General features: G+C 72.0%; 19 protein-coding genes. 9 read left to right on the top strand and 10 right to left on the bottom strand.

Annotated elements, in window-relative coordinates; genetic code table 11:
* Window positions 1-6: 6 nt before the first annotated feature.
* On the bottom strand, window positions 7-5,304 hold the full coding sequence (locus tag WME97_RS21475) for a protein kinase domain-containing protein (RefSeq protein ID WP_437554463.1): 5,298 nt from the start codon (window positions 5,302-5,304) through the stop codon (window positions 7-9).
* Window positions 5,305-5,615: 311 nt separating this feature from the next.
* Between WME97_RS21475 and WME97_RS21470 the strand changes: the two genes are divergently transcribed.
* The 4 genes from WME97_RS21470 to WME97_RS21455 all read left to right on the top strand — a co-directional run bounded on the left by WME97_RS21470 (window position 5,616) and on the right by WME97_RS21455 (window position 11,374).
* Window positions 5,616-5,915, top strand: a complete 300-nt coding sequence (locus tag WME97_RS21470; protein WP_437300928.1) for an FtsB family cell division protein — start codon at window positions 5,616-5,618, stop codon at window positions 5,913-5,915.
* A 279-nt stretch (window positions 5,916-6,194) separates the two neighbouring features.
* Entirely contained in the window at window positions 6,195-7,829 is a 1,635-nt protein-coding gene (locus WME97_RS21465) for a hypothetical protein (RefSeq protein WP_437554461.1), read from the top strand.
* 490 nt (window positions 7,830-8,319) lie between these two features.
* Entirely contained in the window at window positions 8,320-9,891 is a 1,572-nt protein-coding gene (locus WME97_RS21460) for a pre-peptidase C-terminal domain-containing protein (protein WP_437554459.1), read from the top strand.
* 313 nt (window positions 9,892-10,204) lie between these two features.
* On the top strand, window positions 10,205-11,374 hold the full coding sequence (locus WME97_RS21455) for a DUF1566 domain-containing protein (RefSeq protein WP_437554457.1): 1,170 nt from the start codon (window positions 10,205-10,207) through the stop codon (window positions 11,372-11,374).
* A gap of 94 nt (window positions 11,375-11,468) precedes the next feature.
* On the opposite strand, the gene WME97_RS21450 is transcribed toward WME97_RS21455, so the two are convergent.
* The 3 genes from WME97_RS21450 to WME97_RS21440 all read right to left on the bottom strand — a co-directional run bounded on the left by WME97_RS21450 (window position 11,469) and on the right by WME97_RS21440 (window position 16,740).
* Complete coding sequence (locus tag WME97_RS21450; RefSeq protein ID WP_437554455.1) at window positions 11,469-12,347, bottom strand: class I SAM-dependent methyltransferase; 879 nt, start codon at window positions 12,345-12,347, stop codon at window positions 11,469-11,471.
* 45 nt (window positions 12,348-12,392) lie between these two features.
* The gene (locus WME97_RS21445; protein WP_437554453.1) at window positions 12,393-13,970 is read right to left on the bottom strand and encodes a protein kinase domain-containing protein; all 1,578 of its coding nucleotides are present in this window, start codon (window positions 13,968-13,970) and stop codon (window positions 12,393-12,395) included.
* 367 nt (window positions 13,971-14,337) lie between these two features.
* Window positions 14,338-16,740 carry a DEAD/DEAH box helicase gene (locus tag WME97_RS21440; protein ID WP_437554452.1) on the bottom strand — a complete coding sequence of 801 codons (2,403 nt, stop codon included), beginning with the start codon at window positions 16,738-16,740 and terminating at the stop codon, window positions 14,338-14,340.
* A gap of 617 nt (window positions 16,741-17,357) precedes the next feature.
* Between WME97_RS21440 and WME97_RS21435 the strand changes: the two genes are divergently transcribed.
* The 5 genes from WME97_RS21435 to WME97_RS21415 all read left to right on the top strand — a co-directional run bounded on the left by WME97_RS21435 (window position 17,358) and on the right by WME97_RS21415 (window position 20,952).
* Window positions 17,358-17,711: a DUF4398 domain-containing protein gene (locus tag WME97_RS21435; RefSeq protein ID WP_437554450.1), complete on the top strand. Its 354-nt coding sequence runs from the start codon at window positions 17,358-17,360 to the stop codon at window positions 17,709-17,711.
* Window positions 17,712-17,737: 26 nt separating this feature from the next.
* Window positions 17,738-18,205 (top strand): DUF4398 domain-containing protein, encoded by a 468-nt coding sequence (locus WME97_RS21430; RefSeq protein ID WP_437554448.1) that lies wholly within the window; start codon window positions 17,738-17,740, stop codon window positions 18,203-18,205.
* 183 nt (window positions 18,206-18,388) lie between these two features.
* Window positions 18,389-19,072 (top strand): signal peptidase II, encoded by a 684-nt coding sequence (lspA, locus tag WME97_RS21425; protein WP_437554446.1) that lies wholly within the window; start codon window positions 18,389-18,391, stop codon window positions 19,070-19,072.
* A 267-nt stretch (window positions 19,073-19,339) separates the two neighbouring features.
* Complete coding sequence (lspA, locus tag WME97_RS21420; RefSeq protein WP_437554444.1) at window positions 19,340-20,011, top strand: signal peptidase II; 672 nt, start codon at window positions 19,340-19,342, stop codon at window positions 20,009-20,011.
* 2 nt (window positions 20,012-20,013) lie between these two features.
* Window positions 20,014-20,952, top strand: coding sequence for a prolipoprotein diacylglyceryl transferase (locus WME97_RS21415; protein WP_437554442.1), 939 nt, complete (start codon window positions 20,014-20,016; stop codon window positions 20,950-20,952).
* Window positions 20,953-21,174: 222 nt separating this feature from the next.
* On the opposite strand, the gene tatC is transcribed toward WME97_RS21415, so the two are convergent.
* The 6 genes from tatC to WME97_RS21385 all read right to left on the bottom strand — a co-directional run bounded on the left by tatC (window position 21,175) and on the right by WME97_RS21385 (window position 26,896).
* On the bottom strand, window positions 21,175-22,065 hold the full coding sequence (tatC, locus tag WME97_RS21410; protein WP_437554440.1) for a twin-arginine translocase subunit TatC: 891 nt from the start codon (window positions 22,063-22,065) through the stop codon (window positions 21,175-21,177).
* Complete coding sequence (tatB, locus tag WME97_RS21405; RefSeq protein ID WP_437554438.1) at window positions 22,062-22,742, bottom strand: Sec-independent protein translocase protein TatB; 681 nt, start codon at window positions 22,740-22,742, stop codon at window positions 22,062-22,064. The genes tatC and tatB overlap by 4 nt, the downstream gene beginning before the upstream one ends.
* A gap of 44 nt (window positions 22,743-22,786) precedes the next feature.
* Window positions 22,787-24,028: a 23S rRNA (adenine(2503)-C(2))-methyltransferase RlmN gene (gene rlmN / locus WME97_RS21400; RefSeq protein ID WP_437554436.1), complete on the bottom strand. Its 1,242-nt coding sequence runs from the start codon at window positions 24,026-24,028 to the stop codon at window positions 22,787-22,789.
* A gap of 548 nt (window positions 24,029-24,576) precedes the next feature.
* Entirely contained in the window at window positions 24,577-24,864 is a 288-nt protein-coding gene (locus WME97_RS21395) for a hypothetical protein (protein WP_437554435.1), read from the bottom strand.
* Window positions 24,865-24,965: 101 nt separating this feature from the next.
* On the bottom strand, window positions 24,966-25,586 hold the full coding sequence (locus WME97_RS21390) for a hypothetical protein (RefSeq protein ID WP_437554433.1): 621 nt from the start codon (window positions 25,584-25,586) through the stop codon (window positions 24,966-24,968).
* Between the two features lie 95 nt (window positions 25,587-25,681).
* On the bottom strand, window positions 25,682-26,896 hold the full coding sequence (locus tag WME97_RS21385) for a helix-turn-helix transcriptional regulator (protein WP_437554431.1): 1,215 nt from the start codon (window positions 26,894-26,896) through the stop codon (window positions 25,682-25,684).
* Window positions 26,897-26,999 lie beyond the last annotated feature (103 nt).

Genomic DNA, 26,999 nt, shown 5'->3' with positions numbered 1-26,999 from the left:
CGGCCCTCAGCTGTCGATGTTGATGCCGAGCCGCTGCCGGATGGCGAAGTATTCCTCGCTGGCCGCGAAGAGCGTGAGCTCCTTGAGCCTCTCCTTGTGGGGGAGGGCGGCGCTCGCCTCGTCGGTCGCCTTGATCATCTCCTGCGCCAGCTCGAGGTCGTTGGCGAGGAGGAAGCCCGCGCGGTCGGCCGTCAGGTCGACGCCGGACACCCAGCGCTTCAGGTCGATGGCGCCGGCCTGGAGCAGCTTCGTCACGGCGCTCGCGAGCTGATCGCGCGCAGGCCCGACGAGGATGGGCTCGAGGACCGCCAGGTCGTCCATCACCGGCCCCTCCAGCTCCTTCGTGATCGGGAACGTGGGCGAGATGAGCTTGATCGCCGCGAACAGCCAGGCGCGCAGGCCGGTGCCCGTCGGCACCAGGTGCCGGAGGTACATGCCCGGGCGGTAGTAGGTGAGGTGGCGGGCCGCGATGAACGCGGCGGCCTGCGTGGGCAGGTCCATCTGGAGCGCCGCGGCGCCGAGCACGATCGCCGGGACGTGCGCGTGGAGGAACGAGACGCCGCCGCCGTCGTTCGGATCCTGGAACGTGAGCGGCGGCGCGAGGCCCAGCACACCCGCCGCGTAGTAGAGCGTCTGCGACATCGGGTAGGGGTGGCGCGAGAGATCGAGCTGGTAGGCGAGCTGGTAACCGAGCTCCTCCAGCGGCTGCCCGTTCTTCCTGAGCACGGCCGGCTCGATGACGCCGAAGACCGCGGTCAGGAGCGGATCCGCGTCGGGGTGGACGAGCGCGGTCGCCCACGCGTGGTCGTCGAGCGGCTGCTGCGCCGCCGCGGCCGTGTCGGGGCGCAGGCGCCGGAAGAAGCGCTCCTCGTCCGGCTCGGCGGCGCTGAGGCAGCAGAGCACCTGGCACAGACAGAAGGCCGCGTCGGCGCGCTTCGCCTCGGTGTACATCTTCCGGAGCAGCCGGTACGCGTCCGGCTTGTACGGGTTGCGCCGCAGGATCGGGGCCTGCGCGGCCACCGCCTTGTCCAGGTACTCCGCCGGGTTGCTCGCGTAGAGGTTCACGAGGAGCTCGTTCCGCGCCTCGCTGTCCGGATCGAGCGTCTGCGCCGCCTCGTAGGCGTCGATCGCCTCGCCGATCCAGCCGAGCTTGTCCTTGTAGACGGCGCCCAGCCGGTCGAACGTCTCGAGCATCTTCGCCGTGTCGTTCTCCTCGGTCGCCCTGTCGAGCTCGACCTTGAGCAGGCGCTCCACCTCCTCGTGATCACCCTTCTCGCCGCGGAGGTCGATCGCCTCCGCGAGCGCCCGGGTGAGGGACGGGTCGAGCGCCAGCACCTCGTCGTAGAACGTGGCGGCCCGGTCGAGATCGCCGAGCTGCCGCGCGCTCACGATCGCCGCCGTGTGCAGGTACTTCGCCTTCTGCCGGCTGTCGTCGATCTTGGCGGCGAGCTTGAGGACGATGTCGACGAGCTTCGACCAGTCCTTCTCCTCGCTGTAGAGCTGCATCAGCTTGGTGAGGATCTTCCGGTCGTCCGGGCGCTCGTCCAGCGCCGCCACGTAGCTCTTCGCGGCGCGCGCCCGGTCGTGGAGGTGCGCCGCGAGCAGGTCGCCGATCTCGAGCAGGAGCGCGCTCCGCTCCTCGCCGGTCACCACGTCGAGCCGCCGGTGCTTGACGCGCACGACCTCCTCCCAGTCCCCCTTGGCCTCGAAGACCCTGGAGAGCAGGGTGAGCGGGGCAGGGGACTCCGGGAGGAGATCGGCGGCGCCGTTCAGCGCGGCCACCGCGCCGTCCGGGTCGCCGGCCGCGAGCCTCGCCTCGCCGAGCCCGAGGAGCGCCTCCGCCCGATCGCGCTCCGGCAGGCCGGCGCCGAACCGGTCCACGAGGCGGCCGTAGAGCTCCGCGGCCTCCTTCTCCCTGCCCGCGTCGAGGTTGACCCTGGCGGCCCGCGAGAGCGCCGCCGGATCGTCCGGCGCGAGCGCGAGCAGCGCCTTCACGGTGCCGATCGCCTTGCCGCTCGAGCCGCTCTTGCCGAGCGCGTCGACATAGCGGAGCAGCAGCTTGAGCCCCTGCTCCTTCGGCAGGACGTCGACCCGGCTCGCCAGGAGCTCGTAGTGCCGCGCCGCCTCGAGGAAGCGGCCCGCCTCGAACGCGAGATCGCCCGAGATCATGAGCCCGAGCACGCCCGTCGGATCGAGGTTGACCGCCCTCGTCGCCGCCTCCGCGGCGCGCCCGTCGTCCTTGAGGCGCTCGCGGAGGAGCAGCGCCATCTCGCCGTACAGGCGGCCCTTGGCGAGGTTGCCCTCCGCGACCTCGGCCTCGCGCGCGATGAGCTCGACGGCGCTCGTCGCGTCGCCCCGGGCGAGGTAGGCCGCGCGCAGCGCCGAGGACGCGCCCGCGTTCTGCGGCTGCGCTTCGAGGGCCATCTTGTAGCGCTCGATCGCCCCGTCCCGATCGCCCTTCTCCTCGAGCAGCTTCGCCGCGCGGATCCAGAGATCGGCCCTGCTCTCCGCGGTCTTCGCCGTCGCCGCGAGCGACTCGATCGCGCTCAGCGCCGCCGCGGCGTCGCCCGTCGCGGCCCGCACGTGTGCGAGCGACTCCAGGGCCCCGGCGTGGTGGGGATCGATCGCGAGCACCCGCTCATAGGCCTTGCGCGCGCGCTCGGGCGAGCCGACCTGATCGAGGAGCACGCGCCCCATCGCGAGCAGCAGCTCCTCCCGGCGCTTGTCGTCGGGCACGATGCCGAGCTGCCGCTCGTAGAGCGACACCACGTCCTCCCAGCGCTCGAGGGCGCGGTAGTGCCGCCCGAGCGCGGCGAGCGAGCCCTCGTGCGCGCCGTCGATCCTGAGGATCGCCTCGAGGGCCTCGGCCGCCTTCGCGTGATCGAGGAACTCCTCGTCGTGGATGCCGGCGATCCGCTCGTAGAGGTTGATCTTCTGGCGCGGCGTCGCGCTGACGTCGATCTGTCGCGCCAGGTTCTGGAGGAGCGCCGCGTAGCTGCCGGCGCGGCTGTGGATGCGATCGAGCCCGCGCAGGGCGGTCAGGCTGGCCGGATCGAGCTCGAGCGCCGCCTCGTAGCGGCGCGTCGCCTCGCCCAGGTCGCCGAGCCGGTCCTCGTAGAGCTCGGCGAGCTTGCACATCGTGTCGACGCGCTCCTCGCCCCGCAGCGCCTCCGCGCGCCGCTCGAGGATCTTGGCGTAGCCCGCGTGATCCTCGGCGCGCCGGTAGATCCTGAGCAGCGCCTCGCACGTCCTCGTGTGCCCGGGGTCCTCGGTGAAGATCTGCTCATAGAGGTCGCGCGCGCGGCCCGCGTCGCTCAGCTTCGTCTCGAGGAGCTCGGCCGCCGCGGCGCGGAGGTCGCGCGCCTCCCCCGGGGTCGCGGCGCGATCGGCCCGCGAGAGCAGCACCTGGACGAGCTCCTGCCACTGCTGGGCGCGGCGGTAGACCTGCGAGAGCCCCTCCAGCGCCTCCTCGTTCGCGGGGTCGAGCCCGAGCACGAACTGGAAGCACGGGATCCCGAGGTCCGCCCGCGCGATCTTCTCCGCATACCAGGGCCCGAGCCGGTTGAAGAGCGCGAGCTTCGCCTCGGCCGGCATCGCCTCGTCGGTGCTCGCCTGGCTCAGGATCTGGAGCGCCTCGGACCAGACCTTCATGTCGTTGCCGGCCGCGCGCTCCAGGTCGACGGCGTACGCGTCCTGCTCCGGATCCTGGGCGAGCGCCTGGGCGAAGGCGAACACCCCCTGGTCCTTGTCGTCGAGCTCCCGCACGTAGAGGTGCCCGATCTCGTTGAGCGCCCGGGCGCGCTCGCCGGCGGTCTCGGCGCGCTCGCTCCGCTGGAGGAGCATCTCCACGAGCTCCTCGTGCTTGCCCAGCGCCTTGCGGAGCTCCTCGAGCGCGCTGAAGGCGATGTCGTCGCCCGGGGCGAGCTCGAGGAGGCGCAGGTAGACCGCCTCCGCCTTGTCGTGCAGCCGCCCCTTCTCGTAGATCCTGGCCGCCCGGAAGTGCAGGAGCTTCTTCGCCGCGACGGCCTGGTCGTCGCTCTGGCCTGGCGCCGAGCCCGCGTCGATCTGCTCCGAGGCCATCACGAGCGCCTCGGCCACGCGCCCCGGGTCCGCTCCCCGATCGACGGCCGCCTCGACGGCGAGCGCGAGCTCCGTGTCCGTGGGGCTCGCGACGAGCCGATCGATGAGGTCGTTCAGCTGCGCGCCCTCGAGCGCCGCCTCCTGCTGCTGCGGCTTGCCCAGCGGCTCGATCGCGTCGAGCACCGCGCGCGTCCCCCTCGGCCGGGCGTCCTGCGCTTTCGCGAGCAGGCGCCCCGAGAGCTCGTCGATGTCCTTGCCCACCCAGCCGCGCGGCGCGACCGCGCTCGGCGGCGGCGGCGGCTCGATGAGGTGGGCGACGGCGATGTCGACCGCGGCGGCGCCCGAGAACACGGGCTTGCCCGTGAGGAGCTCGAAGAGCAGCGCGCCGAAGGCGTAGAGATCGCTCGCGGGGCCGACGCTCTCGCCGCGCAGCTGCTCGGGGCTGGCCGCCTCGACGAGCTCCGGGCTGGACCACCCGGCGCCGAGCCGATCGCCGCCGACGTCGATGAGGATCGGGAGCGGCTCCCCGTCCTCGCCGCGGGCCACGACGACGTTCTCGAGCTTGAGCGCGCCGTGGACGAGGCGCTGCTCGTGGAGCGCGGCGAGCCCGCCGAGGATCCCCCGGAGCAGCGGCTTCGCCTCGTTGATGTGGAGCGGCCCCGAGCGCGCGAGGCGCGCCGAGAGCGGCAGCCCGTCGACGTGCGTGTACGCCACGAACGCCCGGCCGCCCACGATCCCCGCGTCGATGCCGCTCGCCAGGTTCTCGTGGTGCACCTGCGCGGCCAGGCGGACGTGGGTGAGGTACCTGCGCACCGCCCGGCTGTCCCGGGTCGCCTCGCGCCGGAACACCTTGAGCGTCCGCGGCTCGGTCCCCCGGGTCGCCGCGTAGACAAGGCCCCGGGGGCCCTCGCCGATTTTTCTCGTGACGATGTACTCGCCGAACGCCTCGCCGGGCCCGATCTCCTCGGGCAGGCCGAGCCCATGGACGCCGAGGGCGCGGACGCGCGCGTCGACCTCTGCGCGTGAGGCGATGACGGCATCGATCAACGCATCGATGGCGTCGCGCTCGACGCAATGATCCGTGAGGGCGCGCGCGAAGGAGGCCTTGGAGGCGCTGCCCCCGATCTCGGCCGGGCTGAAGCCGAGGAGGTCGGACGACAGGGCCATCAGTTCATCGAGCGAAAAGAGGCGCTCGAGCTCGCCTCGGACGATATCAATCGACATGGGACTCCTCGGGCCGAGCCCTCGTGCCGGCGTTGCGCGCGCAGCGGACCTGCCGGACGGCGGGGGACGTGGGTCATGCTAGCGAAGCTTGGGGCTCCATGCGACATCCGACGAACGCCTGTTTTGCAGGGGGATCCGGCCGCGCGCGGCGCGACGGCGGCGCTCGACGTGGGCGCAATCGACGTCGATCGACGTGGCGTGCGGGGCCCTGCTCACCGCGCCTGCCCCGCCGGGAGGCCGGGTGACAGGTAACGCGGAGTTGCAGGAACCCTGGAGGAAAGTTGACAGGAGCGCGGAGGACGTGCGAGCGGATGTCTGTGCGTCGAATAGCCCAGTTCCTGGAGCGGACCCTCCCCATCGCGGTGCTCATCGTCGCCGTCGTGGGCGCACCGATCATGATCTTCTCGCCGCAGGGGCTGCCCCGCCTGCGGGAGCTCGAGAGAGAGCTCGCCGACGTCGAGGAGGAGAATGCCGAGCTCGGGCGGCAAATCGAGGCGCTCCGCGGCAAGGTGGCGCGCCTGCGCGACGACCCGACCGCCGTGGAGAGGATCGCGCGCGACAACCTGGGTCTCGTGCGGCAGAGCGAGGTGGTCTTTCAGTTCTCCCGCTGAGGACTCCGGGTCTCTCGGTCCTCCCCAGGCCTGTTGTCCTATCGGCCACACGGCTCCGCCGCGGAAGCGCTCGGCGCCAGGACGTGAGCCAGCGCTCGGTGCGAGCCCATGAGCTCGCCTGGCTCTCTCCCTCGCCCAGCGCGCGCCACCCCGCCGCCTGGGGTGGTGAGGGAGCGGGCCCGCTGGCCGCTCGCCGCCCGTCAAGAAGGAGCAGCGTCCGTCGTGACCGGATGCGGGGCGCTGCACGCTGGCAGCGTCCTTTCTGGTATTGTGCAGCGAGTGTCGCTAGACCTGGGCCGCCTCCTCATCGCCGCCGGCGCCGTCTCCAAGGCTGAGGTCGAAGCCGCCCTCTTCGTGGCGGTCCTGCGGGGCATCCCGTTCCCTCGCGCCCTCATCGACCGCGCCGCCCTCAGCGAGCGCGCCCTGGAGGAGGAGCTCGATCGCAACGGCGGCCTCGCGCTCCGGCAGGTCGTCGGCGCCCGCGATCTCGTCGCGCGCTTGCCGCGCGCCATGTGCCGCCGCCTCGGCGCCGTCCCGATCCGCATCGATCCCGGCGTCGGCACCATCGACGTCGCGGCGGCCGATCCGCTCGATCGCCACATCGCCGACGAGTTCAGCTTCCACCTCGGCGCGCCGGTGCGCATCTTTCGCGCGCCGATCACGGCGATCGAGGAGGCCATCCGCGCCCTCGATCTCGACGAGCGGGAGCAGGTCCCCGCCCGCGCGCGGCGCGCGACCCCGGCGTTTCCGCACGGCGCGCCCCAGTCGACCATCCCGCCGCCGCCGTCGTCCGAGGTGCCCATCCCGCTGATCCGTCGCTCCTCGGTCCCGTCGTTCGACGAGGCGAGCCTGGTCGATGCGCCGAGCGGCAAGCATGGCCACCGCGGAGCGGCGCACAACGGTCACGCTCAGCGCGCGGACACGCCGGCGGCGCACGAGGACGCGATCCTGCCGCTCCGCCAAGCCAAGGCGGCCCCCGGCGCGCGCGGCTCTCCCTCGAGCGCTCGCCGCTCAGCGGACGCCGAACGCGGCGCCGGCGGGAGGGCGACCGGGCGTCAGGCGGCCCTGCGCGCGCCGGCGGTCGAGCCGCCGGCCGTCTCCTTTCCGCCGCCGCCCGTGGAGATCTCGCCGCCCTTCAAGCTGCTCGCCTCGATCCTGCCCCAGGCCTCGCCCGGCCCCGACCGCGCGCCGGACAGCGCCGGGCGGGAGCCGGCCCCCTCGACGCGGCGCCTCGGCCGGCTGCCGCTCGACGCGCCCTCCGGCCTCGCGCCGCGCTCGCGCCGCCGCTCCGTCGATGCGGAGGCCCCGTCGCCTGGAAGCGGCAGGGCTCGCCCGGAGAGCGCCGCGCCGCCGTCGAGCAGGCGCTCCGGGCGGCTCCCGGCGCTGCCCCCCGCGCCCGAGCCGGAGCTCGGCGATCCTCTCGACGACGATCCGCCGCCGCAGCCCTTCGTCGATCTGAGCGACGTCATCGACGCGCTGTACCTCGCGCGCACGCGCGACGACGTCATCCGGCTCGCGCTCCGGGGGCTGCGGCTGTTCGCCGGGCGTGTCGCCATCTTCGCCGCGCACCGCGGGGTCTTTCGTGGGTTCGCGTGCAACGCGGAGTTCGGCGACCAGGAGGCGCTGCGCAAGCTCTCCCTCCCGATGGATCAGCCGAGCGTGCTCGCCACGGCCGTGGCGACCCACCTCTACGTCGGCCCGATCCCCGGCACCCCCACCCACGCGCCGCTGCTCGACGTCATGGTCAACCCGAGCCTCGACGTCGCCGCCGTCGCCGTGCAGGTCGTCGGCCGGCCCGCGATGATCCTGGTCGCCGATCGGATCCTCGACACCTCGAGCGGCTCGCGCCGGATGGTCGAGCTCGCGCGCGCCGTCGGCGAGGCCTTCAGCCGGATCCTGTCGGCGCGCGGGTGAGCGCCCGCCGTCGTCCCGCGCGACGAGCGCTGCGCGCCGTCCCGACGCTGCCCTGAAGGATCGCGCCGCGCTCGGCGCCCGCGGAGGTGCCCGCGCGCTGTCGGCTGCCGCGGCGCTCGCAGCTGCGCCCGCGCTCGCCGCGTTGCAGCCGTCGCGTTGCATGCGTGCGTTCCGCGCCTTTCATCGGCGCAACGGAGGCAGGAGGATCCCGATGCTTGTCCTGGTGCAAGTACGCGTCGCCCGATCTCAAGATGTGTTGTTTTCCAGTGTATCTGTCCGACGTGATCTGTTCGCTTCGCGTGTTACAGGAATTTTCTCGTACCAAGGGAACCGTGTCCGCTCTCTTCGAAATTTTTTACAATCCTGAACCCTTTTTATGAACGGCGGTCAGATTTGGCTATCCGACTGAGGGTCAAATCAGGTTAAGGCATTTGGGTCTCATCGAGTTCGCGTGGACAGCGTGATTCGCCTCCCCCGAAAGGAGCTCCAAATGCATCCTGCAAAGACGCACGAGAGCAATGTGATCGCCCGTAAGCTCGTTCTGGTGATCGCTGGTTTGACCGCTGCCGCGGTCGGTTGCTCGGCAGACGTCGGCGGCGCCGACACCGAGGAAGTTGGCACGAATCAGCTGGGATTTGAGCGATTCGAGCGGACGGTGTTCCGGGAGCCTGACACCGGCATCTACATTGTTAACGGGGACACGCCGGTCGTAGATATCAAGCATCTGCGCGAGTTCTGGGAGGCGCATGTGCGCGGTGGTGCGCTGATCGTCAACCAGGAAGGCGGGGAAGACGTCATCTGGACGGCGGAGCAGCGGCACAACCTCTCGTACTGCGTGAGCACGAGATTCGGGGACAAGTACGAGGAGGTCGTGACGGCGATGGCGGATGCCGTCAAGGCATGGGAGGACGTCGCGGACGTCGACTTCATCCATGTCGAATCTGCCGACTCGCGCTGCACCTCGAGCACCAGCGAGGTCCTGTTCGACGTGAACCCCGTCAGCGCCGGCGGCCAGTACCTGGCGCGCGCCTTCTTCCCCGGCCAGTCGAGGTACTCGCGGAACGTGCTGATCGACAGGACCGCTTTCGACAGCACGCGGCCCACGATCACCGGCATTCTCCGCCACGAGCTCGGCCACACCCTTGGCTTCCGTCACGAGCACACCCGTCCTGAGTCGGGCACCTGCTTCGAGGACGACAACTGGCGTTCCCTCACCGAGTACGACGGCGCGTCCGTCATGCACTATCCCCAGTGCAACGGCACAGGCGACAGCACGCTCGTCCTCACGGAGAAGGACGTCGCGGGCGTCCAGTCGCTCTATGGCACGTCGAGCGGAGACGGCGGTGACGGCGGAGGTGATGGAGGCGGCGGAGAGCCGCCGACCGGAGAGCCGCCGACCGGGGAGCCGCCGGCCGGGGAGCCGACCACCGAGAACTTCAGCGGCCGCGTCGCCCGGGGAGCCTTCGATGCGGTCGGGCCCGCCGAGGGGTTCGAGGTCGTGGCCGGGACGACCCTCACCGTCGTCATGACCGGGACCGGAGACCCCGATCTCTTCGTGAAGTTCGGTGATGCGCCGACGGCGAGAGCGTTCGATTGCCGGCCCTACCTCAGCGACGCCAACGAGACCTGCACGCTCGATGTGCCCCAGGGCCAGACGAGGGCCTTCGTCAAGGTGCACGGCTTCACGGCCTCGACCTACGACATCGAGGTGCGCTACTCCGCGCCGAAGGCGCCCGGAGGCGAGCCCGGAGGCGGCGGCACCGAGACGTCGACGAGCTTCGACGGCAGCGTCTCGCGGCGCGAGACGGCGTCCCACGGGCCAATCTCGGTGGTCCCGGGCACGACCTTCCGGGCCGTGATGAGCGGCACCGGGGATCCCGATCTCTACGTGCGGTTCGGCGAGCAGCCCACCCTGAGCGCCTTCGACTGCCGGCCTTACCTCGACGGCGCGGACGAGACGTGCGAGCTGACGGTCCCGGAAGGGCAGTCGGAGGCCTTCCTCCTCGTGCAGGGGTACGCGGAGAGCACGTACGCGGTGAAGGTCGACTACACGACGCCGTGACGCGGCGGACCCTCGGCCCGCAAAGGCGGAGAGGGCGCCAGACGCAACCTGCGTAGAAGAGGTCGACGCGGCGGAGAGGCACCGAGGTGCACGGGATCAACCCCACTCTCCGCCGCGCGTCGTTCTTCCATCATGCTCGCTTCGCCTCTCATTGGACTGACCGGCCCGCGCGGGCGGCGCGAACGCCGCCGACGCGGGCGCGGGCGCGGGCAACCACGCGCGGGGGGGAACGAAGCGGCGGGCGGGCGGCGGGCGGCGGTGATGCGAGCCTGCAGCGCGAGGCGCCTGCGAGGAAGTCGACCCCCGCGCCCCGGTGAATGATAGGCTGCTGGCCCGGATCCTCTCCTGGCGCCGCCGCTTGCCCATGCCGAACGAGACCTCTCACGCCCTTCGCTTCACCTGGCTGTTGGCCGCGCTGCTCGTGGAGTCCGTCACGCTCGCCGGATGCATCGGAGAGCCCTTTCAGTTCGGCAGCAGCGGCGGCGGCGAACCGATCGGCGGTGGCGGCAGCGAACCGATCGGCGGCGGCGGCGGCGAGCCGATCGGCGGCGGGGGCGCCGGGGGAGGGACCGGCGGCGGAGGGCCGCCGCCCGTGCCGGTGACATGGCCGGACTCGCCGACCACGCGCTGCTCGAACGGGACCACCGTGCTCGAGGCGTGCCCAGGGCCCTCGGCGCCCTTCTTCGGACAGGACGGGAACTACGAGATCGCCGTCCCCTCCTACACAGAAGCCGACGGCGCGGTGGAAGACTCGGTGACCGGGCTCACCTGGGAAAAGGTGGCGGAGAACGGGATGTTCACGCTGGTCGGCGCGCAGGAGCACTGCGCGGCGCTCAGCGCCCAGGGCATCGGCGGCCTCTCGGACTGGCGCCTGCCGACGCGGCTCGAGCTCGTCTCCATCCTGGATTTCGGCCATGCCACGGCGTTTCCCGATATCTTCTTCACGTCCACCCAGGACAGCTTCTACTGGTCCGCGACCGACGTCGCCGCGGACAGCTCGTTCGCCTGGGGTGTGCTGGCCAGCGATGCGTCCCTCGGCTTCTTCCCGAAGGACGACACGGCCGCCGCGCGGGCGCTGTGCGTCGGAGGTGTGAAGGGGATCGCGCCGGCCGATCTCTCGCCCGGCGAGGACTGGGTGCTCGATCGCTCGACGGGGCTCGTCTGGCAGCGCCACGCCTCCCAGACCCGGTTCATCTGGAGCGACGCGCTCGCGCACTGCCAGGACCTCGGCCTCGCCGCGAAGAGCGACTGGCGGCTGCCGAGCGCGAAGGAGCTGCTCTCGATCGTCGATGATCGACGGTCCGGGCCGGCGATCGACCTGGCGGCCTTCCCGGGGACGCCGTCCGACGTCTTCTGGTCGTCGACGCCCGCCATCGGCAGCGCGGAGAAGGCCGTCCTCGTCAACTTCACGAACGGCGCATCGCAGGACCACACGGTCCGCGATCGGCGGCTCGTGCGCTGCGTTCGCTCCGACGACGGGTGAGCGCCGCTCAGGCGCCGATGGGCGGGTCCGATGGCGGATGGCATGCGCCGCCGCCCCCCCGCTGCCCGCGATGAGCCCAGGCCGCGGCGGCGGCTCAGCCCCCGGGCTTGACGAACTTCAGGACGAAGCGGTCGCTCGTGCCCCGCTTGTCGCCCGCCACCATCGGCGAGGCGTTCCAGTCGCGCGTGTCCGCGGGGCTCCGGAGGAAGGTCGCCTCGGCCGCGAGCCGGAAGCCGGCCCGCTCGATCTCCTCGCGCACGATCTTCTCCTCGATGCGGTGGAGCGTCTTCACCTCGGTGACGCCCGTCCCGGCGCGCCCGGCATGATCGACGATCGCGAACACGCCGCCGGGCTTGAGCGCGCGGAAGACCGCGCGGTTCATCGCGGCCCGGTCCGCCTCCATCCACACCGTGTCGTGGTAGAAGAGCACGAGGAACACGGCGTCGAGATCCCGCGCCTCGGGCGGCAACGGGTCGTCGAGCTCGCGATCGACCCGGACCACCGACTTCATCACGGGCTTCTTGAGCCGCTCGCTCCACGGCTTCTCGGCGAAGCGCTCGAGGACGAAGCGGTTGTTCTGCGCATAGACGACCCCTCCCGGCCCGACCGCCCGCGCCAGGAGCTCGGCCGAGTAGCCGCCCCCCGCCGCGAGCTCCGCGACCTTCATCCCCGGCTGAATGCCGAAGAATGCGAGCGTCTCCGCAGGCTTACGGCCGGCGTCGAGCGCCCGGTCGGCGTCCGCGCGATCGGCGGCGTCGACGACGGCGCGCAGGGCAGCAGGCACCTCGACCGAGGTGACCGATAGCGGCGCCGGGGCGACCGCGTCGCCCGGGGCGGGGGCCGCCGCAGCGGGCGGCGCGTCGGGCTGAGCCGGCGGCGCGGCCGTCGGAGGCGGCGGGGCTGCGGGCGGCGAGGCGCTACACCCGGCGAGCGCGGTCAGGGCGAGGGCGAGGAGAACGTGAGGGCGTCGCATGCCGCGCTGCTAACCGAGCGGACCGAGCGCCGCAAGCGATGCGGCTCACGGGGGGGCCGCGGCCGGCGCGGTGGCGGGGGCAGTGCCCGCGGCCGGCGCGGCACCTGCGGTAGAGCCCGCGGCCGGCGCAGCGCCCTCGGCGGGGCTCGCGGGAGAAGGAGCTCTTCGCAGGGGCAACAGAGCGGCGTGCACGGCGGCGGTGATCTGCGGCTGCACTGCCCGAACGGCGCGCTGCACGGCCGCGGGGGAGGCTGCGCTCGGTCCGCCGCGGCCGACGCGCACGCTGGCGACCGCGATCCCCGCCAGCGCTGCGCAGGCGATCGCCGCCGCGAGCAGGCGCTGCCGCGTCGTCCCGGCCGGCGGCAGGACCGCGCCCGGCGCCGAGGACGGCGGCCGCGCCTCGTCGCGCGGCCTCGGCGTCAAGGAGACCGCCCCCCTCAGGCTCGACGCCTGGAGCGGCTCGAGCGAGCTCTCCTCGCCGGACGCCGGCGCCACGGCGTGGAACCCGCCGCTCACCGGGGCGCTCGACGGCGCCGGGAGCGCCGCGTCGATGCCATCGAGCGCATCGAGCGCATCGAGCGCCTCGGCCTCACCACCGAGCACCTGCGACGCCGGGCCGGGGCGTCGCGTCGCGCGCAGGGTGAAGGGGCTGTCCGCGTCGGCGCGCGTCAGCTCGCCCCCCTCCAGGTCGTCCTCGTCCTCGGGGAGCTCGGGCGTGTGGGGGCCCGGCGGACGCGACTCCGGCGACTCCTTCAGCGCGGCGCTCACGAGCGCCCCGAGGTCCTCCGGCGTGCCGATCTCGTGGCCTGCCTCGCGCAGCGCCTCGATCGCCTCCAGCATCGCGCGCGCGTCGGGGAAGCGGTCGTCCCGGCGCGGCGCGAGCGCGCGCGCGAGGATCGCCTCCAGCGCGGGGCTCACCTCGGGGCGCAGCTCGCTCGCCCGCAACATCTGCCCCTCGCGCGCCGCCGCCATCCGTGAGGCGGCGCTGCTCCCGGGGAAGGGCCGCGTCCCGGTGAGCATCTGGAACAGGACCACCCCCAGGGCGAACACGTCGGCGCGCGCGTCGACGCGCTCGCCGTCGAACTGCTCGGGCGGCATGTAGCTCGGTTTCCCGACCAGGTCGCGCCTGGCGGTGTCCCCCACGTCGCCCCGCGTGGCGATCGCCACGCCGAAGTCCGCGATCTTCACGACGCCGCTCAGCGAGATGAGCACGTTTCCAGGGCTCACGTCGCGGTGCACCATCAGCCGCCCCTCGGCGGCCGAGCGCTCGTGCGCGTAGCCCAGCCCCTCGAGCACCTGGGCGGCGACGAAGAGCGCGATCGGCACCGGGACGGACTCCCCGCGCGCCCAGAGCCCCTTGCAGAGTCGCCCGAGATCCGTCCCGGACACGAGCTCGAGCACGAGGTAGAAGTCGCCCGCATCGTCGACGCCGAAGTCGAGCACCTCATCGATGTTGGGGTGCTTGAGGCGGGTCATCATGCTCGCCTCGGCGATGAAGAGCTGCCTGAGATCGTCGCTGCCGGCGTGCATCGGGACGATTCGCTTGATGGCGACCGGGACCTCCTCGCCGTCCGGCCCGAGCGCGACCGCGCGAAACACCTCGCCCATCCCGCCGCGCGCCATCCGCGGTCCAATGGCGTAACGCCCCAGCACAACCCCCCTCGATGGCGCGCTCTCCACGGTGCCCCGACTCTAGATTGCACCGAGGGGCGGGGTAAAGGGGCGACAGCGCTCGATCTCCAGAGACGCTGCGGTCGATTGCACAAATCGACTCGTGGTGTTCCCCTCTGCGCCGAAACATGGCTGTCACATCGCCAGGGCGGACGGCGGCGACACGTCCACGACGAGCGCCCATCGCGAGCGTGGCAGGGGGCTCAGGGGCGCAGAGCGAGGTGGATGTCGCTGGATCTGCGTGGGCCGGGTACCCGTCCGCTCAGGACATGATGCGCGGCGCGCCGCTGCGAGCGCCTGGAGGCGCTCGGCGCCGGGCTCACGCCTGGTGGAGCAAGATCGCGAGGAGCCCGAGCGACGCGCGCTTGCGCTTCGCGTCGATGCTCTCCGTGGCGCCGACGCAGAGCGGACAGCCGGCCTCGTCGCAGCGGCAGCCGGCGATGAGCTGCCGCGTGCGCGCGAGGAGTTCGTCGCGCTGCTCGTAGATGCGCTCGGAGAGCCCGACGCCGCCTGGCACGTTGTCGAACAGGAACAGCGTCGGATCGAAGACCCCGGCCGCCTCTCCGCCGGCCGGGACCTCCCGCGCCTCGCTCCCGTCCTCGAGCGTCTGGCCGATGTCGCGCGGATCGCACATGAGCGAGAGCGTCGCGACCGTCTCCAGCGCCCGCGCGATCCCGCGCAGGCCGTCGATGGCGGTCGCGCGGCCGAGGCCGAGCTCCTCGCAGAGCGGCTCGGGCACGGTGAGCCAGAACGAGGTCGTGTGCATCTGGATGTCGGGCAACCGCACGTCGCCGTATCCCGTGTTCTCGTGCGTGTAGAACTTGATCTTCTTGTACCCGACCACCTTCTCCACGATGCTCACCTCGCCGAAGGCGGCGGTCGCCCGGCCGAGCGGGGCGGCCGCGCTCTCGTCGAGGATGCTCACCTTCCGGTGGGTGAGCGCGGTCGTGAAATAGTCGGGGACGACCTTCGTCACGAAGGCCTTGTGGTTCTCGTAATCGAGCCGCTCGACCTGGTACTGCTCGCCGTCGTGCTGGTAGATGGCCTGTTCGTGGAGCATCGTCGGCGCCGCGCGCCAGTCGAGCTCCGCCAGCGTCTTGCCATGGGCCTTGTCGATGATGACGAAGTTGTCCCAGCCCACCGAGCGCAGGCTCACGTGGTTCGCCGGATACGCGTCGGTCGCCCAGTGGAAGCGATCGTTCGACTCGTGCACGACCCCGTTGTCCTGCAGGAAGCGGAGCGCCGCCACGGTGTCGTCCGGCGGCATCGCCGCGTACGGCTCCCCCTTGAGGAACGGCAGCTCGAACGCCGCGCACTTGAGGTGCTGCACCAGGATCTCGGTGTTCTGCGGATCGATCCGGGCCGACTCGGCCCCGCGCTCCAGCAGGTAACCCGGGTTCCTCGCGAGGTACTGGTCGAGCGCCGCGCTGGTGGCGCACAGGACCGCGATGCTCGTCTTGCCGCGCCGGCCCGCCCGGCCGAAGCGCTGCCACGTCTCGGCGACCGACCCGGGGTAGCCGGCGCAGATCACCGCGTCGAGCTCGCCGATGTCGATGCCGAGCTCGAGGGCGTTCGTGGCCACGACGCACAGGATCTCGCCCTCGCGCAGCCCCCGCTCGACCCGCCGGCGCGTCTCCGGGAGGTAGCCGCCGCGGTACGCCATGATCGCGTCCTCCGCCCCGATCTCCTTGCCGACGCCCTCGCGCAGGTACTTCAGCATGATCTCGACCGAGTTGCGCGACTGGCCGAACACCAGCGTCGGCACGCGGGCGCGGGCGAGATCCCCGGCGAGGCGCACGGCGCTCTTCAGGGTGCTGGCGCGAACCCCGAGCTCCGCGTTCACCACCGGCGGGTTGTACAGGAAGAAGCGCCTCGGTCCCCGCGGGGCGCCCGACTCGTCGATGAGCTCGAGCTCGTCCTCGGCGATGCCCAGCAGGCGCGCGGCGTGCGCCCGCGGGTTGCCGATCGTCGCCGTCGCGCAGAGGAAGGTCGGGCTCGATCCGTGGAACGCGGCGACCCGTCGCAGCCGGGCGAGGACGTGGGCGACGTGCGACCCGAACACGCCGCGGTAGGTGTGGAGCTCGTCCAGCACGACGTAGCGCAGGCGCTGGAATGTCCGCGCCCAGTGCGCGTGGTGCGGCAGGATCCCCGCGTGGAGCATGTCGGGGTTGGTCATCACGATGGGGCTGCGCTCGCGCGCCGCCCGCCGGGCGTCGCCCGGCGTGTCCCCGTCGTACACGATCGCCGGGATCGTGAGCCCCGCCTCGCGGATGAGCGCGTGCAGGCCGGCCTCCTGGTCCCGGGCGAGCGCCTTGGTGGGGTACAGGTAGATCGCGCTGCCGCCCTGGCCCGACGCGGCGCCCTCGGCGAGCGCGTCGAGCACCGGGAGATGGAAGCAGAGGCTCTTGCCGCTGGCGGTGGGCGTCGCGACGACCACGTGCCGCCCCGCCCGCGCCGGCTCCGCCGCGGCGCTCGGGCCTGCCGGCGTCGCGCGGGCCGCCGCGAAGGCCCGCGCCTGGTGGTCGTAGAGCCGATCGATGCCGCGCCGCTCCAGGGCGCCACGGAGCGCCGGCGAGAGCGCGTCGGGCATCGGCGCGGTGCGCGCGTCGGCCGGCGGAAGCTCGCGATCCGCGGTGAAACAAGGGCGGACATAGCCGGAGGCAAGCCACGACGAGATGACGGTCTCGACGCCGGTCTCGATCTTCCAGGGGGGCGACGGCATGACGCAGGTATACTAAACAGATGCGCCGTGTCACTCAACCGGATCGGGCGTGACGCACACGTCGGCCGCCGTGGCGCGGCGCTGGCCTGAGCGGCCGGGATCTCGGAGGCGGCGCGCGGGTGAGGGGAGGACGGCGCGCGGGTGAAGGGCCGGCGCGGCAGGCGCGGCGGATCGGCGCGGCAGGCGGGCGTGGCGGGCCGGCGCGGAACGCGGTCGCGGCGGGCTGCCGCGGCAGGCGGGCGTACAGCGGAGAGGGGGCATCTCCCGTCCTCGAACGAGATCCGGTGTCTTGGGCTCTCCTGTGGTCCAGTTGCCGCACGCGACGCACACGGGGGCTCCGGCGAATGGCTCGTTTGCGCGCAACGGATGGGAAGCGCGGATACGGCGCGTGAGGCGATGTCTCAGTGTCGTCGTGATTCCTTCTGCACCGACGGACGAAGGGCGGTGCCTCTCGCGTGGGGGCTCAGGCGCCGCCCCGAGGCCGTCGGCCCTGGTGTGCTGGTTGCCTGAGGACGAGCCGATCGACGACGGAGATCCGGAGTCGATGATCCCATCCGCTCTCTCACCCGCCTTCTCCGGGCGACCTCTCGTCCGGGGCTGGCAACGAGGTGTCGCACATGAAAAACGCAGTGTTCTTGACGCTCTTCGGCGCGTCGCTGGCGGGGTGCGCCGCGTACGCTCCAAGCTTCGGCGAGCGGCTCGGCGCGTCGGAGGCGATGATTCGAGCCGCCGAGGAGGTCGGAGCCGACGAGGAGCCGCGGGCGGAAGCCCACCTCCGCCTCGCCCGGGAGCAGGTGCAGCGGGCGACGCGGCTGTCGGAAGGCGGCGTGCCGGACCGGGCGCAGCGCATGCTCCTGCGCGCGCAGGCGGACGCGGAGCTCGCGCTCGCCCTCACGCGCGAGGCGCAGGCCCAGGCCCGCACGCACGAGGCGCTCGAGGAGGTCGGATCCATCCAGCGGCAGCTCCGCTAGGGCTCGCCGAGAGGAGGCGCGGAATCATGCGAACCAATCACGGGACAGTGGCCATTCTGCTCGTCGGCGGTCTCCTGGGGTGCGCGAGCGCCCCGCTCCCGCCGAAGGAGCTCATCGAGGCGAGGAAGAGCTACGAGCGCGCCCGGGCGAGCGCGGCGGCAGAGCTCGCGCCCGCGGACTTGCGCGGCGCCACCGAGGCGATGGAGCGCGCGGAGCGGGCGTTCGCCGGGGGGAGCGAGCTCGCCGAGGCGAGGGATCTCGCGTACCTCGCGGGGCGCCGGGCGCAGCTGGCCGAGTCGCTGGGGCGCGCGGCGGCCACGGAGCGGCAGCGCGGCGCGGCACTCCAGGCGTACGGTGAGGTGCACCTCGCGCTGCGAAAGAGGGGGATGCCGGCGGTCGACCCGGCCGGTCCGACCGATCCTCCCGGACGGGAAAAGGCGCCGGTGCGACCGCGCGCCCCGGAGCGTCCGGTGGTGATCCTGAACCAGCGGTGAACCGGCGCGGCGATCGGCGGAGGAGGCGCGGACGAGCGCGGAAGACGGAACCGGAAGGCGCGAGGGGGAAAGCGGACGAACAGACGAACGGAAGAGCAGAAGAGCAGAAGACGACCGCCGCCGGGCATCGCCCTGCTCGAGGCTGTTTGCTCCGTGCCACGCCATCGCGTAGAAGCGAAGACGATGTCCTCGGACGCACCGCAAGCGTCGCCCGTCGCGCACCTTCCCGACGACCTCCCCAGCGAGGAGCGCGCCTCGCTCCGCTTCTTGGCCGTCGTGGCGCTCGTCTCGTGCGCCGCCGACCTGGTGACGAAGGGGTGGGCGCACGCGCGCCTCGCCGGGTTCGACCCGAAGCGGTCGGGCGCGAAGGTCCTCACGATCATCCCGGACCACCTCGATTTCATCTTCGCGCAGAACCCCGGCGGCGCCTGGAGCTTCCTGCGCGGCCTCCCGGACGGCCTGCGGCGGCCGTTCTTCCTGTTCGTCTCCGCCGCGGCGATGGTCTTCATCTTCTCGATCTACCGGCGCGTCCACAGGGACCAGACGGGGATGAAGTGGGGGCTCGCGCTGGCGCTCGGCGGCGCGATGGGCAACCTGGTCGACCGGATCCGCTACGGCTGGGTCATCGACTTCATCGACGTGTACGTGATCCGCGGCGGCCGGGAGTTTCACTGGCCGACGTTCAACGTGGCCGACATCGCGATCGTCGCGGGGGTCATCCTGATGTCCAAGGACATGATCGTCGCGACCCGCAGCGCGAGCGCGCCGTCTCCAGACACTCGCGGCGCCTCGGAGGGCCCGGCGGGCGGCGACCCCACACCTCCGCTATCGACGGAAGCGCCTCCGCCTGTGCCGCCGGCCAGCTGAAGGACGCGAGCGGGCGGCTCGGCCGGAGCAGACGGCGCGCGGCGCGGTGCCCGGGTGTGGCGCGGCGCGGCGCGCCCAAGTCACGCACGTCACGTGACACGCGCGAGGCGTGAAAGACGCGCGCGGCGGCGCCTGCGGAGGGAAGCCTTTGCCGGAGCGCTCGGTTTGTCGTAGAGGAACGCGCTCCGCATGACTGAAGACGCGACGCCGCGAGACGCTCCCGTTGAGACCGAAGGTGCCCACGCGGAGTCGCATCGCTCCGCGCTCGTGAACGCGCCGGCCGGCGAGCCGCCGGCCTCCGCCGGGGAACGCGACCACGAGGGGCGCGGCTCCTCGCAGGAGGGGGACGCCGACGACGTGGTCGCGCCGACGAAGCCCGCCTACCGGCCGTCGTACGTGTTCCTGATCGTCGTCGCGGCCATCACCCTGGCCGCCGATCTCGGCACGAAGTGGTGGGCCAAGGACCGGCTGGAGCCGCAGGCGCTCACGGACCTCACCGCCGCGCGGCCGCTCTCGTTCCGGAAGATCGAGGTGATCAAGGATCACCTGAACATGATCTTCGCGAAGAACCACGGCGGGGCGTGGGGCATCCTGGGCGACGAGAGCGAGGCGATCCGCCGCCCGTTCTTCCTGGTGGTCTCGCTCGCGGCGATCGTCTTCATCGTCTCGCTGTACCGCAAGCTCCACCCCTCCCAGATCGCGCTCAGGTGGGGGCTGCCGCTCGTGCTCGGCGGTGCGCTCGGGAACCTGGTCGACCGTATCCGTTACGGGTACGTCATCGACTTCATCCAGGTCCGGTTCACCTCGACGTTCGTGTGGCCGACGTTCAACGTGGCCGACATCGCGATCGTCGTCGGCGTCGGGCTGATGGCGATCGACATGTTCTCCCCCCACCGCCCCGAGCTCAAGGCGTCCGGCGCGAAGGCGTCCGCGGGCTGATCATGCGGCCCGAGCTGTTCCGCCTGCTCGACGTCGCGTTCCCTGCCTACTTCCTTCTGCTGCTGACCGGCTTCCTCTTCGCGACGGCCATCGGCGCGCTGTGGGCGCGGCGGATCGGCCAGAACCCGGATGTGATCGTCGACCTGGGGCTCGCCTGCCTGCTCGCGGGCGTCGTCGGCGGCAGGCTCCTCCACGTCGTCGCCGACGGATACTTCTGGGATTACGTGCACCTCTGCACCGACCCGTCGCTTGTCGACTGGAAGGTCGAGCAGGCGCTCTGCGCGTCGCGGTACCACGGCGTGTGGGACGCGGCGAAGGGGGTATGCCACCCGATCGAGCGCGATTGCCTGGCGTGGGCGAAGTTCTGGGCCGGCGGCCTGACGTACTACGGCGGCTTCGTGGGCGCGTCGGCGATGGCGTACTGGCTGCTCAAGCGCGATCGGTTCCCGTTCTGGAAGGCGGCGGACATGGCGGGCTTCGCCGTCCCGCTCGGCCTCGGGTTCGGCCGGATGGGCTGCCTGCTCGCCGGCTGCTGCTTCGGCCTGCGCACCGACGGGGCGTTCGGGCTCTCGTTCCCGCCGAACAGCCCCGCGAGCGAGGCGCAGTTCAAGCTTCTCGAGCTCACGAGCCCGCGCCTGCAGTCACACCCGGTGCACCCGACGCAGATCTACGAGTCGGCGATGTCGTTCGCCATCGCGGCGATCTGCCTGCTCTACGTGCACGGGCGGAAGCGGTACGACGGGCAGGTCTTCGCGACGTTCCTCGGCCTCTACGCGCTCGGGCGCTTCGTGCTCGAGTTCGCGCGCGCCGACGACCGCGGGGGCTTCGTCGGCCTGTCCACGTCGCAGCTCATCGGGCTCGCGATGGCCGGCGCCGCGGTCGCGATCCACGTGGCGCGGAGCCGGAAGGCAGCGCCCGCGGCGGCCGCGCCCGCCGCCTGACCTGCGCCGCCGCGGACGACGGCGCGCGGAAGGAGCAGCGCAGCGGTCTGCGATGCGCCGTGCCGCGCGGAGGAGCAGCGCAGCGGTCTGCGATGCGCCGTGCCGCGCGGAGGAGCAGCGCGGCGGTCTGCCGTGCGCCACGCCGCCGCGGAGGACGGCGCGCGGACGACGCCGCGCAGGCGGGACGCAGCGCAGGCGGCCCGGCCGGCGCCGCGCCGCCCGTCAGCCCTTGGTGACTTCCTTCTCCTTGCGCGCCTTGTACGCCGCGCGCTGGGCGTCGGTCGGCGGCTTGCCGAAGAGGTACGCGAGGCCGATCGAGACCACGTAGAGGAGGCACATCGGCACGGCCATGACGAGCTGGCTCGTGATGTCCGGCGGCGTCAGGACGGCGGCGAGGATGAAGGCGCCGAACACGAACCAGCGGCCGAACATGATGAGCTGGATGTAGTTGATGACGCCGGCGATGGAGAGGAAGAGCACGATGAGCGGGATCTCGAAGATGATCCCGAAGCCGAGCAGGAGCTGGGCGACGAAGTCGAGGTAGTCGCCCATCATCACGGTCGGCGTGATCGTCACCCCGTCGCCGCCGACCGTGCCGGCCAGGCTGAGGAAGTAACCGAACGAGATCGGGAAGGCCGCTCGCCAGCCGAACCAGCCGCCGCCGACGAACAGGATCGTCGAGAACAGGACGAACGGGATGACGTAGCGCTTCTCTTTGGCGTAGAGGCCGGGCGCGACGAACGCCCACAGCTGGTAGAAGATGAACGGCGAGGCCATCGCCGCGCCGCCGATCATCGACAGCTTGAAGTAAGCGACGAACGCGGCCGCGGGCGCGCCGAAGTGGAGCGAGGGGTTGCCCGACAGGTTCTGCTCGCGCCACGCCTGCACGAACGGGACGGTCAGGAAGTGCAAGAGCTGCTCGCGCACCTCCCACCCCACGATGCAGGCCGCGAAGAAGACAAGGATGCTCCGGACGAGCCGCTTTCTCAGCTCGTCGAGGTGCTCCCAGAACGACATCGGCTTGTCTTCGCCCGGATCCTCCGTGGCGTCGCTCGACGCGCCCTCCGCTCCCGGGGAGCCGCTCTTCACCGCCGCCGCCTGCTCCTGGCTCATGACGTCGCTCCGTTTCCGGTCGCCACGCCCTGCGTCGCCGCGGCGGTCTGTGCGGTCGCGGTCGCTGTCGCCGCGGTGGTCTCTGCGGCCACGGGCGCTGTCGCCGCGGCGGTCTCTGTGGTCGCGGGCGCTGTCGTCGCGACGGTCTCTGCGGTCGCGGGCGCTGTCGCCGCGGCGGACTCGACGTCGACCGTGGCGTCCGCCTCGTTCGCGGTCTCCGTGGGGGCCGCGCTTTCCGGTGCGACCGGCAGGCCGGCGGCGCCGTCCGCGGCCACGTCCAGCGTCACTCCGTAGGCGTCACAGCCGAGGACGGGGTACTCGCGCTCGCGGGGCGGGTTCACGACGGGCGGCGGCGGCGGCTCGGGATCCGGCGGCCTCACGCGTGGCGTGGACGAGGCGATCGCACCGGCGGTCACGGCGCCGACGACGGGGTTCACCAGCGTCTCGATCACGTTGACCCGCGACAGGGCGCGGAGCTCGCGGAGCTCACGCTCGAGCCCCTCCTGGCGGATCAGATCGTCGATGCCGCTCTGCGTCCGGAGATCCGTGCTCAAGCGGCGGAGCTTGGCGATCCAGCTCCCCGCCGACCGCATCATGGCAGGCAACCGCCGGGGACCGACCACGATGATGCCCACGATGGCGAGCACCATGATTTCGCCGAAGCTGAAGCCGAACACGCGCGCAAGCTAGCGCGCGTGGGAGCAGGGATCCATAGCGACGCTCACGCTGGCCTGGGCGGCGCGCTCGACCCGACGTCGGCTGCGCCCGCGGTCGCCCCGGCGCGGGGCGGCGCCCGGCGGCCGCCCGGTCGCCGCGCCTCCGCCGAAGGCCGCGCGAGCTGCCCGCACGCCGCGCCGACGTCGCCCCCGCCCGAGTAGCGCACGATCGAGCCGACGCCGGCGGCGGAGAGGACCGCGCGGAACGCGTCGAGCCGCGCCGAGCGCACGAACGGATCGGCCGACGCGCCGCGTTCATCGCCGCCGTCCGGCGAGGGCAGGGGATCGTCGGGCGCGCCGATCGCGTTGTAGGGGATGAGGCTGAGCCGGGGAGAGATGCTGTGCTGCGCCGCGAAGCCGCGGGCGAGCGCGGCCAGGCACGCGGCGTCCTCGTCCGTGTCGTTCTGGTCCGCGAGGAGCGTGTACGCCCACATCGGCGCGTGCCCGCTCGCGCGCGCGTGCTCGCCCACGGCCGCGAGGACCTCCTCGAGCGGGTGCGCGGCGTCGATCGGCATGAGCAGGCGCCGCTTGCCGGGGCGCACCGAGCCGAGCGACAGGCCGAGCCGGACCGCGGGGACCTCGGCCGCGAGCCGCCGGATGCCGGACGGGAGCCCCGCCGTACAGACGGTGATGTTGCGCATGTCGATGGCCTGCGCGCTCGGCTCGGAGAGCACCCGGATCGCCTGGATGACCCGGTCCGCGTTGGCGAGCGGCTCGCCCATGCCCTGGAACAGCACGCCGTGGACGCGCGCGCCGCCGCCCACGGTGGCGTCGAGATCGCGGCGGATGAGCCGCACCTGCTCGACGATCTCCCAGGCCTCCAGGTTGCGCATGAGGCCCATGCGCCCGGTAGCGCAGAAGGCGCACGCGAGCGCGCAGCCGACCTGCGAGCTCACGCACGCCGAGTACCGGCCCGGCCGCTCGAGCGGGATGCGCACCGACTCGACCGTCGCGCCGTCCTCGAGGCGGAAGGCGTACTTCACGAACGGATCCTCGGCGCTCGCGCGCCGCTCGACGAGCGCGAGCGTCCTGATCTCGCCCGCCGAGCGCGCCGCGTCGAGCGCGGCGCGCCGGACGGTCGCGGGCGCGCGGGCGGGCAGCTCGCCGAGGCGGTGCGCCAGGGAGACGATGCGGCGCGCGTCGGTGATGTCGATGCCGCAGGCGCCGGCGAGCTCCTCCGGCAGCACGGCCTGGAGCGCGAGGCGGGGGCGGCGTTCGTCCGGGCTGCTTCGAGGGCTGGGATCCACGGCGGATACCGACTAGCGCGCCAGGGCGGCCCAGTCTACGGCCGCGCGCGCATGTTTCGGCGGATCCGCCGGCGGGGGCGCGGGGTCGCGCCGCTCCTTACGGCGGGGCTCGCCCTCGCGCGGCGCGGCGCAGGCGTCGCCGGAGGACGTGCCCGGCTTCCGGCGGGGGGCCTGCGCAAGGTGGCCGGACAGGGCGAGCGCCGCGCGGTCGAGATCCCGCTCCGCGCGGGCTACGTCTACGAGAGGTCCCCGGTGCCGCCGCAGGAGGGCGTGACGAATTACGTCGACGCGGACCGGCACACGATGTCGCTGGGGGCGGGCGTCGTCCTGAACCGGCCGCTGGAGGAGCTGCCGGGGTCGCTCCGGATCGACCTGCACGGGCAGCTGTCGGTGCTGCCGGAGGTGGTGGTCGAGAAGGACAGCCCAGCGGATTTCGTGGGGGAATTACCGGGCCGACGGGACGATGCTGAACCTGGGGGCGACGGTGACGGCGGCGTTTTGAGGCGCCGCCCTCCGCTTCCGCCTGAGCCGTTGCATCCGCCACCCCGTTACTGGAGCACACACGAGTCGAGCAGCGACGCGGGATCATCGAGGATGCACGCATTGGTGCACGCGGACGTGTCGATCGCGCAGTCGCTCGTGCAGGTCAGCGTCTTGCTCGAGGGCAGGAAGTAGCCGGGGCCCATGATCGAGGTGCAGGTGGCGCCGTCGAGATCGCTCCCGTCGCATTGCTCCTCGCCGCTCTTCACCCCGTCACCGCACACCCCGGCCGTGCCGCCGTCCGAGAAATCGCGCACCACGTCGCTGCTGCAGCCAGCGAGCAGTCCGAGGGCCATGGCGAGGATTCTCCATTGCCATTGATATGCCATCTTTCAACCTCCTTGCGGATCGGGTCAGCGTTTGCGTCGCAGCCGAAAGCCGCACGCGGCATGTCCGGTCACTTGAGGCGAAGCGCCGTGAGACGGTGCCCCGGGGGCAGCTCGAGGGCGGCATTCGAAGGACCGAACCAGATGATCGAGACCCCATTGCGGTGCGCCTTGAGTCGAATCTTCGTATTGGCTGTCACCGTGATGGCACTCGATGTCACCGCCGCCACCGCACCGTAATCGGAACTCGCGGTCCAGTGAATCGGACTCCTCGATTGGGGCACCTCGGCGTCGTTCGTGTCGTCCCAGAGGCTGAGCTGCACCTGGTCAGGCGACATCGTCGTCGACAGCGTCGCGAACCCTTCGACGAGCCATGTGCCCGGGGTCAGATCCAGGCTGATGCTCTGGTACAGGAGATCCTGGGAGACCTCACCGACCTCCGTCTCGCTGCTATCAGCGACGAGGTACGTTGGGTCCGCCTCAAGAGTCGCGACTCGCTTGTCGAGCGTGCCGAAGCTCTCGTTCAGGTCTGCAGCATTCAGGACTTCGCCGCTCTTCCACGTGTGCGGCACACTGGCGTAAGCGACGGCCCCAGCGCCCGCAAGGATGGCCAGCGGAATGCCGACGGTGAGCGCACGGCGCTTGATACGAGCCGGAATCTCGAAATCGATCACCACAATCTTGACCTGCATATCTCTCTCCTGTCGATTGCAGGTCGGAGCCTATCGGGCCGCCCGGGGCCGCCTCCATGGTCATTTTTTCGCGCCGAGGCAGCTGCCACGCAACGCTAAGGCAGGCGCGCAGCAGCGAGCGCGCGGCGCGAGGGAGCGCCGCATTTGTGCAGGACGGATGCGACCTGGTTCGCCACGGTGCGGCTCGAGCGCTCGCGCAGGCGCGCGATCTCGGCGTTCGTCAACCCGCGGCGCAACAGCTCCAGCACGTCGCGCTCGGCGGGCGTCAGGGTCGCGGCCGGGGCGCTCGACGAACGCACCCCGAACATGGCCGATGCGACCTCGACGAGCGCGTGTCGCGACCGAAGACCGACCTTCGCCGCAGCGCTGGCGAGCGCGGTCGACACCGAGCTCGGCGGCAGCCCGAGAGCGTAGGTGATGCCCTTGCCCGTGAAGCCTCGCGCCGCCATGCGCAGCACGTCGATCTCCCGCGCCGAGAAGCGCGCATGAGGCTCGCCGATCGCGGCATTGCGGATCAGCAGGTAATGACGTTTTCCGTCGGTATCATCGCGGGGGACGACGCTGTAGCGACCGTCGATGAGGGCTTGCCAATCGCCGAGGGCGGCTGGGTCGTTGCGGCGGTCGCGCAGCCTCGTGCGCTCGAGCGTGAGCACACGCTCGGCGAGGCGTTCGCGCTGGGGGCACTCGATGCTCGCGTCGGCGAGGTCGAGGAACCGGCCGCTCGGCGAGAGCACGGCGGCGACCGCGAGGTCGGGGCGATAGCGAAGGCGGAAGGCGCTGTCGAGGTGCCCGGCGACGCGGTGCAACACACGGTGCTCGGTGCGAGAGAGGGCGAAGTCGTGATCAAAGAGGAAGGAGAGTATGACGGGCAACCCGGGCCGGGGGTAGGCATAGACCGAGAGCATGTCGCGGCCGCCCCAGCTCTCCACCACGGCGCGGAACGAGTCCCTCGCCTGCCCCGTGAGCTTCGCCTCGACCTCGCTGTGCGCCGCCACCGGCCGGCCGGGGTAGAAGGCAGCGCGGACGAGCTCGCTGTCGCGCAAGAAGACGGCGAGCTCGTCCGCTGGTGCGTTCATGCGCTCGATGATCCTTGTCAGCGACGGGTCGGACGCGACGCTGAACATGACCACGGCGTTGCTGTAATCGTCTTCATGGGCCAACGCACCCACGCTGAGGCCTCGCGGGGCGGCGACGACGCCTCCGATCGCGACGAGGAGATCGGCGGCCCACCGGAGGGTGTCGGGCTCCGGCTGGTACAGGGCTTCCAGCACCGAGATGAAGTCCGTACCTGCCCGAACGATCGACGGCATGGTTCCTTCCCACGTGGAGTGATGGCCTTTGCCGCCGGCCAGGATACCAGGCAGCGGATATCGGCACCATGTCCTCGGAGCCGCCTCATCGTCACTTGCCGTT

Origin of the sequence: Sorangium sp. So ce367 (assembly GCF_051520455.1) — a bacterium.
Classification (GTDB): domain Bacteria; phylum Myxococcota_A; class Polyangia; order Polyangiales; family Polyangiaceae; genus Sorangium; species Sorangium cellulosum_B.
This window is presented reverse-complemented; position numbering and strand designations above follow the sequence as displayed.

Coding starts and splice junctions, on each gene's coding strand:
- WME97_RS21475 (WP_437554463.1), bottom strand. CDS start 5,304: ATGTCGATTGATATCGTCCGAGGCGAGCTCGAGCGCCTCTTTTCGCTC.
- WME97_RS21470 (WP_437300928.1), top strand. CDS start 5,616: ATGTCTGTGCGTCGAATAGCCCAGTTCCTGGAGCGGACCCTCCCCATC.
- WME97_RS21460 (WP_437554459.1), top strand. CDS start 8,320: ATGCATCCTGCAAAGACGCACGAGAGCAATGTGATCGCCCGTAAGCTC.
- WME97_RS21450 (WP_437554455.1), bottom strand. CDS start 12,347: ATGCGACGCCCTCACGTTCTCCTCGCCCTCGCCCTGACCGCGCTCGCC.
- WME97_RS21445 (WP_437554453.1), bottom strand. CDS start 13,970: ATGGCGCGCGGCGGGATGGGCGAGGTGTTTCGCGCGGTCGCGCTCGGG.
- WME97_RS21440 (WP_437554452.1), bottom strand. CDS start 16,740: ATGCCGTCGCCCCCCTGGAAGATCGAGACCGGCGTCGAGACCGTCATC.
- WME97_RS21435 (WP_437554450.1), top strand. CDS start 17,358: ATGAAAAACGCAGTGTTCTTGACGCTCTTCGGCGCGTCGCTGGCGGGG.
- WME97_RS21430 (WP_437554448.1), top strand. CDS start 17,738: ATGCGAACCAATCACGGGACAGTGGCCATTCTGCTCGTCGGCGGTCTC.
- lspA (WP_437554446.1), top strand. CDS start 18,389: ATGTCCTCGGACGCACCGCAAGCGTCGCCCGTCGCGCACCTTCCCGAC.
- WME97_RS21415 (WP_437554442.1), top strand. CDS start 20,014: ATGCGGCCCGAGCTGTTCCGCCTGCTCGACGTCGCGTTCCCTGCCTAC.
- tatC (WP_437554440.1), bottom strand. CDS start 22,065: ATGAGCCAGGAGCAGGCGGCGGCGGTGAAGAGCGGCTCCCCGGGAGCG.
- WME97_RS21395 (WP_437554435.1), bottom strand. CDS start 24,864: ATGGCCCTCGGACTGCTCGCTGGCTGCAGCAGCGACGTGGTGCGCGAT.
- WME97_RS21390 (WP_437554433.1), bottom strand. CDS start 25,586: ATGCAGGTCAAGATTGTGGTGATCGATTTCGAGATTCCGGCTCGTATC.
- WME97_RS21385 (WP_437554431.1), bottom strand. CDS start 26,896: ATGCCGTCGATCGTTCGGGCAGGTACGGACTTCATCTCGGTGCTGGAA.